This window comes from Betaproteobacteria bacterium, from assembly GCA_009377585.1.
Classification (GTDB): domain Bacteria; phylum Pseudomonadota; class Gammaproteobacteria; order Burkholderiales; family WYBJ01; genus WYBJ01.
Window position 1 is genome coordinate 1 of record WHTS01000152.1, and the last position, 12,592, is coordinate 12,592.

Below are 12,592 nucleotides of genomic sequence, written 5' to 3' on the forward strand. Positions count from 1 at the left end.
GCTGCGTCCCATCGCCGTGACCAGCATCAAGCGATCGAGCCTGCTTCCCGATCTGCCCACGATCGCCGAGTCGGGTTTGTCCGGATTCAACGTCACTTCCTGGTACGGCGTATTCGGCCCCGCGAAAATGTCGGACGAGCTCGTAACCAAGCTCAATGGCGAGATCCGCGCCTTGATGGACAGCAGTGACGTGAAGACGAAGCTCTCCGGGGTCGGTGCGGAAGTCGAGACCAATACGCCGCAGGAGTTCGCGCAACTCGTGCGCTCCGAGATCGCGCGCTGGGCCAAGGTGGTGAAAGCCTCGGGCGCCACCGTGAACTGAAACCGCGGGAGGGGTTCGCAATGTTCTCCCTGCAGGACACGGTGGCGCTGGTGACCGGCGCGTCGCGCGGTCTCGGCTGGGCGATCGCACAAGCACTTGCCCAGGCGGGTGCGCTCGTACTTGAACGGACGCGATACTTCGACCCTGCATGCGCGGCAAGCAGAGCTGGAACGGCGCGGTCTGCATGCCGAAACCGCCGCATTCGACGTAACCGATCATGACGCGTGCGCGGCCTCGATCGGTGTTGCACTCTGCTGGACGAAGTCGCTGAACGAAATCCACGCCAAGGAAGGTAATCTCAGCATTCCGCTTTACGTCGCCGCGCAGGCGAGCGAGGCGCGGCAGGATCAGGCGGAATATCAGGCAGGCGCATTGCCCGATGCGCTGCGCGCCTGGCAGGAGAGCTCGAAGACCCTGCGGAGATCTCTGGAAGCACTGTTTGCCGGTTCCGACCTGCAGTCCCAATCTCCGGCTCGGACGCCAAACCCGTCCGTTGCCGAGGTACCGGTCATGGACCGCAAAAATAGTGTCCATTGGCCACTGTTTTGGCGAGCCGCGTTGTTTTTGTCAGAAAAATAGGGCAGGATTTCCGACAAAAAATGAAATGGACTTCGCCCATAGGGAAGCACTCTCATCAATCGATTCCCGAATCCTGGCGCACATCCGTGCGTGGGAGGGTCGCTTCCGCCATAGCGGGTACGACGCAGAAAAGCCTTTCGACAGAACGCCGAAATCCGCAGGAGCTCTCATGAGCACGCCACAACCAGCAGCCGAAACCTTGCCGCCCTACTGCGTGCGCACCCACAACGCCTCGGAGCACTCCGAGAATCGGATGCACAGCGACGAGGTCGCGCGCCAGTTCGGCTTCAAGGGCGCGCTCGTGCCGGGCGTTACGGTATTCGCCCACATGACACGCCCCTTGGTCCAGCGCTACGGTGAGACCTGGCTCGGCAAAGGGATCGCCGAGGTTTCGTTTTCCAAGCCGGCCTACGAGGGCGATCTGCTGACCGTCCGCACGCGCGCGGATGCGACCGGCTCTGCCCACGAGCTCACCTGCACGAACGAGGAAGGTGTCGAGCTTGCGCGCATGAGCTCGCACATCCCGCAGTCGAGCCCAGCGGTCGACCTACGCAGCGATACGCCCCCCGCCCCGCCAATCGAAGCACGCCCGATCGTGACTTGGGAGCTGATGGAAGTCGGCAAGCCGTTCCCGGCGCTCGCCTGGTCGCCGACGGCTGCCGACAACCGGCAATGGTGCGCGGACGTGCGCGACGATCTCGCCATCTACGCGAGCGGCGACACGCCGTGCCTGCACCCGGGCTTCGTATTGCGCCAGGCGAACTACGTGCTGCGCAACCGCTTCACGCTGCCCGCCTGGATTCACACCGGCAGCCGCATCGTATTCCACGACGTGCTGCGGGTCGGTCCGGCTTACGCGGTGCGGGCGATCCCGGAGGAGAAGTGGGAGCGTAAGGGCCACCAGCTCGTGCGCTTGTATGTCGCCATTCGCGCCGGGAACAAGACAATGGCCGAGGTCATGCATTCGGCGATTTTCAATCCGCGCAAGGCCGGATAGCGTTCGTTGCCACGCCGACTGCGCTCGAGACCCGTCCAAGGCTATGACGCATGGACGATTGTTGCGCCGTCGGTCCGCGCGTAGACTGTCCGAATCGCAGCCGACCGAGCCATCCCATCGCCGAGTCGAGTAACGAGATGGATACGACATCCGAAGTCATCGACGAACCGCTGACGTACGACGCGCTGGGCGAGATGTACTGCAAGCTCTGCGACGACCCATTGTTCGCGAACATTCCGGGCAAGATCGAGCTGGACATGTGGGGCCGCATCCTGATGAGCCCTGCGACGCCGTATCATGGAAAACTCCAGGCACGGTTGGCTCGCAGCCTGAGTGCGCTCGGCGGCGAAGCATACACTGAACCTCCGATCGTCACGCCGGCTGGACTGCTCGTTCCCGATGTCGCCTGGGCCAGCGCTCAATTTGTGTCCCGGCAGGACGAAGAAATGCCTTTCACGCGGGCGCCGGAACTGTGCATCGAAGTCGCATCGCATTCCAACTCACGCAAGGCGTTGAGCGTAAAGATCGCTGCCTATCTCGCAGCCGGTGCCGTCGAAGCGTGGATCGTTTTATCTCGAAGCAAGCGCTTCGAGTTCTACGGCAAGGACGGTCCGCTGCCGCAGACGGCGTTCGAGGTCGATCTGAGCGAACTGTTCGATTGACTACCCGGCCCGAATCGCCGGGCCTGCGGCTGCGCAAGAAGCGCATTCGCCCGCAGTCGTAGCGCGGCTGCGAGCCGGCATGCGATGCTATGACGAACGGCCGATTGTCGCGGCCGGATCGCGGGCTTAGACTAGCCGTTCAGTCGATCCATCCGTTATCTATTCGCGCCAGGACCCATGTCATGGACGATACCCCCGAAGTCATCGACAAGCCGCTGACACCCGAGGAATTGGGCGAGATGTACCGCAAGATGTGCGTAGACCCCTTCTTCGCGAACGTACCCGGCAAATTGGAGGTCGATACCTGGGGCCGGGTCATCATGAGCCCCGCGAGCACTTATCACGGCAAATTGCAGGCGCGCCTGGTTCAAAGAATGACGCCGCTCGACGGCCAGGCGCTGGTTGAAGTCGGCATTGCGACCGCGTCCGGCTTGTTCGTTCCCGACGTGGCATGGGCCAGCGCCGAATTCATCGCTACGCATGGCAACGAAACGCCCTTCACACAGGCGCCCGAGCTTTGCATCGAAGTCGCGTCCCCGTCCAATTCGCGCAAAGAGCTCAACGAAAAGGTCGCTGCCTACCTTGCGACAGGTGGCGTCGAAGCCTGGATCGTCTTTCCGCAATCCAGGCGCTTCGAGCTCTACGGCAGGCAAGGACGTATCGAGCAGAGCGCTTTCGTGATCGACCTAACCGGCCTGTTCGACTGACTTGCATGCCGGCGCCATGAACAAGGGATCGATCGCGATCATCGGTGCAGGCATCGGCGGGCTCACGGCGGGAGTCTTTCTGTCGCGCCTCGGCTTCGAGGTCACGATCTACGAGCAGGCATCCCGCTTCGCCCGCGTCGGCGCCGGAATCCAGCAGACCCCCAATGCCATGCGGGTGCACCGCCGCCTGGGCACCGAGCAGCGGATGCGGGAAATCGCCTTCGCGGCGCCGGCGGGAATCAGCCGCGAGTGGGATAGCGGAAAGGTCACCAACGAGCTGGAGCTGGGCGAGGCGATCGAGCACCGCTATGGCGCGCCCTACCTGCTGCTGCATCGAGCCGACCTGCATGCGATCATCGAGTCGGTGTTGCCGCCCGGCATCGTGCAGTTCAATCGCAAGCTGGCCGGGCTGCATCAGGATGCACACGGCGTTACGCTGACCTTTGCCGACGGCACGCGAGCGTCGGCGCAAGCAGTCATCGGTGCCGACGGCGTGCATTCGACGGTACGCAACGGGATGCTGGGGCCCGAGAAGCCGCGCTTCACGGGCCGCGTCGCCTACCGCACCACCTATTCTGCCCGCCTGCTCGGCAGTCAGCGCATCACCCCGGTGCGCACCAAGTGGTGGGGACCGGACCGGCACGTCGTGATCTACTTCGTCACCGCCAACCTGGACGAGCTGTACTTCGTCACCAGCCAGCCCGAGGAGGCGGGCTGGATGACGCCCGAATCATGGTCGCAGAAGGGTGATCTGAACGTCTTGCGCGAAGCCTATGCCGGGTTCCATGCCGAAGTGCGGGCGGTCATGCAAGCTTGCCCCGAGGTGCACAAGTGGGCATTGATGGAGCGCGATCCGCTCCCACGCTGGTGCGAGGGCCGGGTCACGCTGCTGGGAGACGCGTGTCATCCCATGACACCGTACATGGCGCAAGGCGCCGCCTCGGCGCTGGAAGATGCGGCCATGCTGTCGCGCTGCCTCGAAGGCATCGATGCCGACGGCATCGGGCAAGCCTTCAAACGTTACGAAGCGAACCGGCTGCCGCGCACATCGGAGATCCAGCAGATGTCGAGCAAGAACACCTGGATGCGCAGCGCGACCGATCCCACCTGGGTATACGGCTACGACGTATGGTCGGCGCCCTTGATCGATGCGCAGACGGTCACGGCATAGGGAAGGGCACGAGCCCCGTTCGCGGCCACGCGCATCAGACGCTTGACGCCCGTATCGGCGCCAACTCGCACACCGGCGCACCGGATCGAGACCTCGCCGCCAGCAAGCGGATGTCGCGCCCGGCGAAGTAGCGCTCGATGTCCTGCACCATCAGGCGGCCGCCTGTGAGCGCGATGTATCCGTCGGGCCGCAGCACGAAGTAGCAAGGTAGCGTGATTCCCACCCGCTCCAGCTCCTCGTTGTTTGCCGGGTCGTCGATGACGGCATGCACAGCCGACGCGTCGATCGCACAGAGCGCGGCCGGCTGCGGCAAAGGCTGTCCGACGACGATCAGGTTGAAGCGCGTGTCGTCGAGCCGTTCGTACAGGTCTTCGGCCTTCGTATCGGATCGGAATTTCAGCCGGACCCATGGGAAGCGGTCCCCCGCCCGAGGGGCCGTGCGCGGAGCGTCCGGGAGCGTTTCCGCCAGGGCGCTCGCGCGCTAGCCGATTCCGATCTGCGAAACGGTACGGAACAGGCGCTCGCGAGCGCGGGAGGACCGCATGGCAAACGCCACGACATGGGCCCGGCGATCTCCAGCTGCGCATAGATCTCCCGCGTGCGCGCATGTACCGCCATGGCTCTCGTCTGCTGCGCCGGGCCGCTGTGCCGATCGACGATTGCGACGCTGAGCCCACGGCGTCCGAGTTGGTTGGCCGAGCATCAAGCCGGTGGGACCGGCGCCAACGACGAGCACGTCGATATTCATGCAAGGCTTCCTCCAGGTGTCGCCGTGCTCCGCTCGAGCATGACGTGCATCAGCGCGAACCGATCCTCGCGCCGCGCTCGGCCAACAGCTCGCGCAACACCCGCCGATGGCAGCGCGATTCGTCCTCGCAATAGCAACCGACCGAGAAATTCGCCTCCCGCGATAGCACGGCAAGCAGATCGATCAGCCGGCTGGCATCGGGCTTGGCCATTTCACGGCGATAGCGCTGAGCGAATTTGCGTCGCTCCGCGGCGCTCTCCGCCGACAGCGCGAGCTTGACGGTTTCGGGACTCGGCGCAAGCAGCGGCATCCAGACGTCGTACCAGTTGCCGCTGGCATAACGGCTCTTCGGCACACCGCGCGGCGGCCGGCGCACGGTGCCGATGCGCAGGCCCTCGCCGCGAATGCGGGGCGTGCCGAGGCGAACGATGCGAACACTCATGAGCGAACTGCCCCGGACACGACGGGCTCGACTCCGGTTCCCTGAAGAGTCATTGGATTTCCAAGATTCAAGACCTGACCCTTACCGATTGGACTTGTTCCCGATCCATTCAGGAATCACTGGTTCTGCAACGTTCAAGACCTGACCCCGTCGTTCCTATTCGGTCCAATGGCCGCCGGGCCGATAGGTGCCGAAATACCACTGGTTGCCTTCGGGATCGCGCGCCATGTAGCCCCGCGAGCCGTAATGTTCGTCCTTCAGCTCTTGCAGAATCTCGGCGCCGGCCGCCTTCGCGCGCGCGTAATGCGCATCGGGATCGTCGACGCTAACCGAGATCACCTGGTTGAGCGCCGACAGCTCGCGCGGGCTCACCCAGCCGCGCTCGGGTTTTGACGAACCCACCATGACGACACCGTCGCCGAAGCTCAGCTCCGCGTGCGCCACCGAGCCGCTTTCGCCCGGCACGACCAGCCGCTTCTTGAAACCGAACGCGCGCTCGAGCCAGTCGATCAGCGCGGGCGCGTCGCGATAGAACAGGCAAGGACAGAATGTGCACGATGTTGTGTTCGAAGCCATCCGAAACTCCTCGACTTCCAGGATGCACGACGCATTGAATGCGCCGAACCGGGTTGACCCGCCAACGGCCAGCAACCCTCGCTCCCGCGCGAGCGCAAGCTCAGGCAAAAGGTTCGATATCCCAGGCAGCCGGCTCGCCAGGACGGCGAGATCAATCCGCCTTCATCCCCCGCTCTTTCACCACCGTGCCCCACTTCTGCATTTCGGCCTTGATGTGGGCACCGAGCTCGTCCGGCGTGCCGAGCACCAGGTCGAGCCCCTGGTTCTGGAGCTGCTGCGTCACCTCGGGCGTGCCGACCGCCACCTTGAGCTTGTCGCGCAAGAGGTTGGTAATCGATGCCGGCGTGCCTTTGGGCGCGAGCAACGCATGCCAGCCGAGGAACTCGTAGCCCGGCAAGCCCGCCTCGGCAATGGTCGGAATATCCGGCAGCGCCGGCGAGCGCTTGCGGCTCGTCACGGCGATCGCGCGTAGCCGCCCCGCTTGCACCTGCGGCGCCGCTTCCAGCACGCTCGTGATCGTGAGCGACGTTTCACCGCTGATAGTCGCCGTCAGCGCCGGCCGGCCGCCCTGTACTGCACGGCCACCATGTTGACCTTGCCCAGATAATTGAAGAGCTCGCCCGAGATGTGCGGGTTGGTGCCTACGCCGGCCGAGCCGTAGTTGAGCGCACCGGGCTTCGCGCGCGCGAGCGCCAGCAGCTCCTTCACCGTGCGCACGGGCACCGACGGATGCACCGAGAGCAGCGACGCAGTCGTGGCGAGCAGGCTGACCGGCGCGAAGTCGTTCACGGGGTCGTAGGGCACCCGGCTGTAGAGGAACGTGTTGACCACGAACGGCACCGTGTGGCTCAGCAGGGTATAGCCGTCCGGTGCCGAGCGGACGACCAGATCGGAGGCGATGTTGCCTGAGGCGCCGACGCGATTGTCGATGACGACCTGCTGGCCCAATGCGCTGGCGAGCGGCGGCCCCATGCGGCGCGCGATCGAATCGACGCTGCCGCCGGGCGGAAACGACACGACCCAGCGCACCGCTTTCACCGGAAAATTCTGCGCGCTCGCCACGCTTGCCGCGGCCGATACGATGCAAGCGAGCGCGACCCGAACCGAGCACGCGCGGCTCATCTCAGGTTCCAGTCGATCCAGTCGCACAACGCGCGTCCCATCACCAGCTCCAGGTTCTTGCCCTTCAGCCACGGCAGCTCTTCGGTGAACATGGTGACGCACTGGCGCCAGGTGCACGGCATGCGTGTGATATCGGTGCCCCAGAACATGCGCTGCGGTCCGAACGCGTCGAAGATCTGCTGCAGGTACTTGTGGATGTTGCGGTAGGGGTAGGGATCGGTCGAGTAGCTGGGCGAGCCGGTCGCCTTGATGGCGACGTTCGGATATTTCGCCAGCGCAAGCAGCTCTCCGATGTCCGCCCAGCCCGCATCGTCGGCGCTGCCGCGCGGGCGCGCCATGTGATCGATCAGAAGCTTGAGCCCCGGATGGCGCGACGCGATCTCGGCCACCTTCGGCAGGCGGTTGGGCACGAGCAATCCGACGGCCAAGCCGGCGCGCTCGGCAGCCGGCCACAGCCAGTCCATCGTACCGTCCGCGAGCCAGTTCGCCTCGGCCGGCTTCAGCATCGCGAAGCGCAATCCCAACATGCCGGGCTGCTGGCGCCACGTATCGAGCACCGAGCGCCGACTCGGATCGGCGACATCGAAGAAGCCGAGAATGGCGAACCGGTCGGGATGGGCGCGTGCGGCTTCGATTGCGACCTCGTTCGCATTCGGATCCCAGCTTGGCGGATGCAGCAGCACCGCGCGCACGCCCGCCTCGTCCATGTCGCGCAGCGCTTCGTCCTGCGTGTAGTGCGACACTTGCCGGTGGATGTGCACCGGCGTGCCGCTGGTCCAGATGTGTACCTGTGCGTCTACGATCAGCATTTTGTTTCTCCTCGCCTGCAGCACGTCGTGCGCATCGCTCGCAGCGCCCGCGCCGATGAAAACTCGCTGCATGATACGTCGATGCCCCGCAAGCGTCACTCTCGTCCCGCGGCGGCTCGCCCGCAGCGTCGCCACCACACTTGCAAACGCACATGAGCGGACGCCAACGCCGCCAATTCGACGTGCGCGCCGGCGCAAGGCGGGAGGAGCGCCGTGATCAAGCCGCAGAGTCGCAGTAGTGCCGGGTTGCAGTAGTGCCGGGTTGCAGTTGCCGCTACACTCCGGGTCGGCCGCGCCGACAGCCGGCGGGCCGTTCGGGTCATGTTGCCGCAGCAGCCGGATGACGGCCCGCGCGCACCGCGTCCCAATCCTATCGAACCATAACAGGACGCTTTCATGGCGCAGCCAACGAACCAACCGAGCGCGCAGCCGCGCGCGCTGCTTTCCGTGCCCGACGGCATCTTCCTGATGGTCGGCATGGTGATCGGCGTGGGCATCTTCAAGGCGCCCTCGCTCGTTGCCGGAAACACCGCAGGGTCGCTCGAGTTTTTCGGTGCCTGGCTGCTCGGCGGCCTGATCTCGCTCTGCGGCGCGCTGGTTTACGCCGAGCTCGCCTCGCGCTATCCGCACACCGGCGGTGAGTATTCCTTTCTCGCGCGCGGGCTCGGGCGCTGCGCGGCGTTTCTGTTTGCCTGGTCGCGGATGACCGTCATTCAGACGGGCGCCATCGCCGCGGTCGCATTCGTCCTGGGCGACTACGCCTCCGAGATCCTGCCCCTCGGCGCGCACAGCTCGGCGAAATGGGCGGCGATCTCGGTAGTCGTGCTCACGGCACTCAATTTCGTCGGCACCATCGAATCGAAGAACGTGCAGAAGATCATGGAAGTGATCCTGATCAGCTCGCTGGTGCTGCTTTCGCTGTTTGCCCTGTTCGCCACGCAGGATGCGGCGAAACCCGCCGCGACAGTCAATCCGAATGCCTCGTTCGGGCTCGCCATGATCTTCGTGCTCCTCACCTATGGCGGCTGGAACGAAGCAGCGTACATTTCCGGCGAAGTACGCGACGCCCGACGCAAGATGACCTTCATCCTCGTGACGGGCATCATCGCGGTCACCGCGCTCTACATGCTGGTCAATGCCGGTTACATGGCGGCGCTCGGCCTGGGCGGCATGGCCGAATCGAAGGCGGTTGCGGCCGACGTGATGCGCATCCTCACCGGCGACCGCGGCGCGGTGGCGCTGGCGCTGATCGTGTGCGTGTCCGCGGCCACCACAATGAACGCGGCGATCTTCACCGGCGCACGGACGAGCTACGCCTTCGGCCAGGATTTCCGGCTGTTCGCCCTGCTCGGAAACTGGCGCGAGCGCGGCAGCACACCGGCCAACGCGCTTCTCGTGCAAGGCGTGATCACGCTCGTGCTGATCGCGGCCAGCTCGTTCACCCCGGACGGGTTCAGTGCGATGGTCGCCTATACTTCGCCCGTGTTCTGGACCTTCTTCCTGCTGACCGGCGCCACCATCTTCGTCTTCCGGGCGCGGGGCGGCGAGGAGCCACCGTTCAAGGTGCCGCTCTATCCTGTCATACCGCTCGCGTTCCTCGCGAGCTGCGCCTACATGCTGGGGTCGAGCATCGACTACATTCGCAATCCCGTGTACGGGCCGAGCTTCGGCGACATGGTGCTGGCCGGGATCGCCATCATGGCGGCGGGCATTCCGCTATATTTCCTCGCCCGCAAGTAGTCTCCCCGTCAAGCCGGCATGCAGCCACGACGCCCACGCCGAATCGAGCATCCGCAACCGCCGCGGTTGCAGCGACCGCAGACGCCGCACGCCGTCACGCCCGAGCCCGGGCTCGTGCGTCTTTCCAAGCGCATGGCCGCAATGGGACTGTGCTCGCGGCGCGAAGCCGACGAGTGGATTACGAAAGGCTGGGTGCGGGTGGACGGCGCCCGGGTCACCGAGCTCGGCACGCGCATCGGCCCCGAACAGCACATCACGGTGGAGCGCGCCGCACAAGCGGCGCAACGCGACCGCGTCACGGTTCTGCTCAACAAGCCGATCGGAATCGTTTCCGGACAGGCAGAGAAAGGCTACAAGCCCGCGATCGCGCTCATCGGCAGCGCCACGCATTGGCAGGACGACCCGGCGCCGATCGCGTTTCGTGCTTCGCACCTGCGCGGCCTCGCACCGGCCGGCCGGCTCGACATCGATTCGACCGGCCTGCTCGTGCTGACGCAGGATGGCCGCATCGCGCGGCAGTTGATCGGCGCCGATTCCCGGATCGAAAAGGAATACCTGGTGCGCGTCGCCGGCACGCTCGCGGCAACGCAGCTGCAGCGGCTCAACCACGGCTTGTCGCTCGACGGCGTTGCGCTGCGGCCGGCAACGGTCGAGTGGCTGAACGCCGATCAGTTGCGCTTCGTGCTGACCGAGGGCCGCCAACGCCAGATCCGGCGCATGTGCGAAGCCGTCGGCCTGCAAGTGCTGGGACTGAAACGCGTGCGCATCGGACGCGTGACGCTGAGCCGCCTACCGCTGGGTCAATGGCGCTACCTCGCGCCCGACGAGCGCTTCGGCTAACCTCGGTCTCGCTGCTGATCGCCTCTGCGGAGCCGCTGCGGCGCGAACGTGAGTTGAGTTTCTGCCATCGCGGCGTGTACGATTGTTCGGTGCCCGGATTCGAGCCGGGACATGCGAATGTCGAAACGGGAGCTTTCAATGCCCAGGATTGCGCCGGTCAGCACTGAAAATCCGCCCTCCGATCTGGCGGCGGCCTTCAAGATGGATCTGGATCGCGACGCCTGATCGCCCTGGCGAGCGAGCCGCTCGGAACTTCCTCCTGCACTCGAGAATGGATCACCGATGGCACAGAAGCCCGTTGTCTCGATCGACGACATCACCCGCGTCGACTTCCAGTTCCGTCGCCCGGGTTGCGACAAGGCCGTGATACACGAGGACGGCGCCGTGCAATCCGCCGTATTCCGCGTCGCGCCGGGATCCGGCGTTCCCCGCCACCTCCACTCGAAGGTCTACGACATCTTCGTCGGCATCAAGGGGGTGCTCCAGATCCGCTACGAAGGGCAGCACGGGAACGGCATATTCGAGTTGCGGCCCGGTTCCTTCTGCGCAATGCCGCCGGGCGTGAAGCACGAGGTGTACAACCCGAGCACCGGCGAGGAAGCATACTTCTTCATCGTGCACGCGCCGCACGAAGGTTACGATTTCGTTCCGGTCGATTTCCGCCACCTGCTGCCCGCCCTGGAAGACAGCAACTAGTGTCCTGAGTCAGTTCGTCACCCCCGCGAACGCGGGGGTCCAGGCGGAGTCACGTTCTGGATTCCCGCTTGCGCGGGAATGACGGATTACGACGAAAACGATTCACCAGAATTAGCAAGCACCGTCGCATCAATGGTCGCAAGACCCGCGGCCGCGCTTGCCGAATGGCAGGCACGTGGCGTGCAGCCGCCGGATATGCGTGCCTTCCTGAGCCTCATCGCGCTCGCAATGCTCCTTGGCGGTTGCAGCGCGATCCGCACGGTCTACAACCAGGCCGATCACATCGCCACCTGGCGGGTCGACGACTACTTCGATCTCACCGACGAGCAGAAGCGCATGTTCCGGGCCGACTTCGCACGCGCGCACGCCTGGCACCGCGCGACCCAGCTCAGTGTCTATGCAGGACTGCTCGAAGCCATCGACCGCCGCCTGACACGCGGGCCAGAGGCGCAGGATGCAGCCTGGGCGGTCGACAGCGTCAAGGCGCAATCGCGCCCGCTGGTTCTGCACACTTACCAGCATGCAGCGGCATTTTTCGCCACGCTGTCGAACGAGCAGATGGCAGCGGCGCGCCGTCGCTTCGATCGCGACAATCGCGAATTCGCGCGCGAGCACGGCGTGGGCGCTCCGGCCGACACACAGAAGCGCCTGCGGGCGAAACGTGACCTGGAGTCGATCGAACACTGGGCCGGTCCGCTCGACGGGGAACAGCGCGGCCGCTTCACTGCATTGAGCGAAGCCCAGCCGCTCGATGCCGCGCTACGCCATCAGGACCGCATGCGCCGTCAACGCGAGTTCCTCGCGCTTCTGAGCGAACGTCATGACGCGCGTTTTGCCGAGCGGCTGCGCGACTGGCTGCTCGACTGGAATGCGAACCGCCCGGCCGATGTGGCAGCGCGCATCGAGGACTATCAGCAGGCGCGCCGCAGGATGCTGCTGACCGTGTTCGAAGAACTGCGCCCCGGTCAGCGGCGCAAAGTGAGCGAGCGGTTGCACTTCTACATCGCGGTCATGCGCGATTTGGCCGGTGACGCACGTCAGCACGCAGACGCCGGCGCCTACCCCGCCACTAAGCCCTGACCAGGCGCAGGCGGCCTTGTCGCTCGAGCACGCACGCCAGGAGCAGGCGCGGCATCTGCGATGACAGCCGGGCACAGGCCGTGCTCTGTCCCGTCGTCACA

General features: G+C 65.2%; 15 protein-coding genes and 1 pseudogene. 11 read left to right on the plus strand and 5 right to left on the minus strand.

The genetic code is table 11. From position 1 onward, the window contains the following. From GEV05_27825 to GEV05_27855, 7 genes and pseudogenes are all read left to right on the plus strand, one after another. On the plus strand, nucleotides 1-322 hold a 322-nt coding region (locus GEV05_27825; GenBank protein MPZ47104.1), incomplete at its 5' end, for a tripartite tricarboxylate transporter substrate binding protein. A 20-nt stretch (nucleotides 323-342) separates the two neighbouring features. Continuing rightward, a pseudogene (locus tag GEV05_27830) lies at nucleotides 343-444 on the plus strand (SDR family NAD(P)-dependent oxidoreductase). Then, nucleotides 443-901, plus strand: a complete 459-nt coding sequence (locus GEV05_27835) for a hypothetical protein (GenBank protein MPZ47105.1) — start codon at nucleotides 443-445, stop codon at nucleotides 899-901. The pseudogene GEV05_27830 and the gene GEV05_27835 overlap by 2 nt, the downstream one beginning before the upstream one ends. 169 nt (nucleotides 902-1,070) lie before the next feature. After that, nucleotides 1,071-1,898 carry a hypothetical protein gene (locus GEV05_27840; protein ID MPZ47106.1) on the plus strand — a complete coding sequence of 276 codons (828 nt, stop codon included), beginning with the start codon at nucleotides 1,071-1,073 and terminating at the stop codon, nucleotides 1,896-1,898. A gap of 50 nt (nucleotides 1,899-1,948) precedes the next feature. Next, entirely contained in the window at nucleotides 1,949-2,560 is a 612-nt protein-coding gene (locus tag GEV05_27845) for a Uma2 family endonuclease (protein MPZ47107.1), read from the plus strand. A gap of 89 nt (nucleotides 2,561-2,649) precedes the next feature. Further along, entirely contained in the window at nucleotides 2,650-3,267 is a 618-nt protein-coding gene (locus tag GEV05_27850; GenBank protein ID MPZ47108.1) for a Uma2 family endonuclease, read from the plus strand. Between the two features lie 16 nt (nucleotides 3,268-3,283). Then, nucleotides 3,284-4,438 carry an NAD(P)-binding protein gene (locus GEV05_27855; protein ID MPZ47109.1) on the plus strand — a complete coding sequence of 385 codons (1,155 nt, stop codon included), beginning with the start codon at nucleotides 3,284-3,286 and terminating at the stop codon, nucleotides 4,436-4,438. 34 nt (nucleotides 4,439-4,472) lie between these two features. Here GEV05_27855 and GEV05_27860 read toward each other — a convergent pair whose 3' ends face one another. The 5 genes from GEV05_27860 to GEV05_27880 form a co-directional block, all read right to left on the minus strand. Further along, nucleotides 4,473-4,751, minus strand: coding sequence for a hypothetical protein (locus GEV05_27860; GenBank protein MPZ47110.1), 279 nt, complete (start codon nucleotides 4,749-4,751; stop codon nucleotides 4,473-4,475). A 484-nt stretch (nucleotides 4,752-5,235) separates the two neighbouring features. Beyond that, nucleotides 5,236-5,628 (minus strand): DUF488 family protein, encoded by a 393-nt coding sequence (locus tag GEV05_27865; GenBank protein MPZ47111.1) that lies wholly within the window; start codon nucleotides 5,626-5,628, stop codon nucleotides 5,236-5,238. Nucleotides 5,629-5,784: 156 nt separating this feature from the next. After that, complete coding sequence (locus GEV05_27870; GenBank protein ID MPZ47112.1) at nucleotides 5,785-6,204, minus strand: hypothetical protein; 420 nt, start codon at nucleotides 6,202-6,204, stop codon at nucleotides 5,785-5,787. A gap of 151 nt (nucleotides 6,205-6,355) precedes the next feature. Next, nucleotides 6,356-7,315 carry a hypothetical protein gene (locus GEV05_27875; GenBank protein ID MPZ47113.1) on the minus strand — a complete coding sequence of 320 codons (960 nt, stop codon included), beginning with the start codon at nucleotides 7,313-7,315 and terminating at the stop codon, nucleotides 6,356-6,358. A gap of 7 nt (nucleotides 7,316-7,322) precedes the next feature. Continuing rightward, a complete protein-coding gene (locus GEV05_27880; protein MPZ47114.1) occupies nucleotides 7,323-8,207 on the minus strand; it encodes an amidohydrolase family protein in 885 nt (294 codons plus the stop codon). A 324-nt stretch (nucleotides 8,208-8,531) separates the two neighbouring features. Here GEV05_27880 and GEV05_27885 point away from each other — a divergent pair, with 324 nt between their 5' ends. The 4 genes from GEV05_27885 to GEV05_27900 all read left to right on the plus strand — a co-directional run bounded on the left by GEV05_27885 (nucleotide 8,532) and on the right by GEV05_27900 (nucleotide 12,491). Beyond that, the gene (locus tag GEV05_27885) at nucleotides 8,532-9,875 is read left to right on the plus strand and encodes an amino acid permease (GenBank protein MPZ47115.1); all 1,344 of its coding nucleotides are present in this window, start codon (nucleotides 8,532-8,534) and stop codon (nucleotides 9,873-9,875) included. 18 nt (nucleotides 9,876-9,893) lie between these two features. Beyond that, nucleotides 9,894-10,715, plus strand: coding sequence for a pseudouridine synthase (locus GEV05_27890; protein MPZ47116.1), 822 nt, complete (start codon nucleotides 9,894-9,896; stop codon nucleotides 10,713-10,715). Nucleotides 10,716-10,997: 282 nt separating this feature from the next. After that, nucleotides 10,998-11,411, plus strand: coding sequence for a cupin domain-containing protein (locus GEV05_27895; protein ID MPZ47117.1), 414 nt, complete (start codon nucleotides 10,998-11,000; stop codon nucleotides 11,409-11,411). A 132-nt stretch (nucleotides 11,412-11,543) separates the two neighbouring features. Continuing rightward, the gene (locus GEV05_27900; protein ID MPZ47118.1) at nucleotides 11,544-12,491 is read left to right on the plus strand and encodes a hypothetical protein; all 948 of its coding nucleotides are present in this window, start codon (nucleotides 11,544-11,546) and stop codon (nucleotides 12,489-12,491) included. Nucleotides 12,492-12,592: the final 101 nt, after the last annotated feature.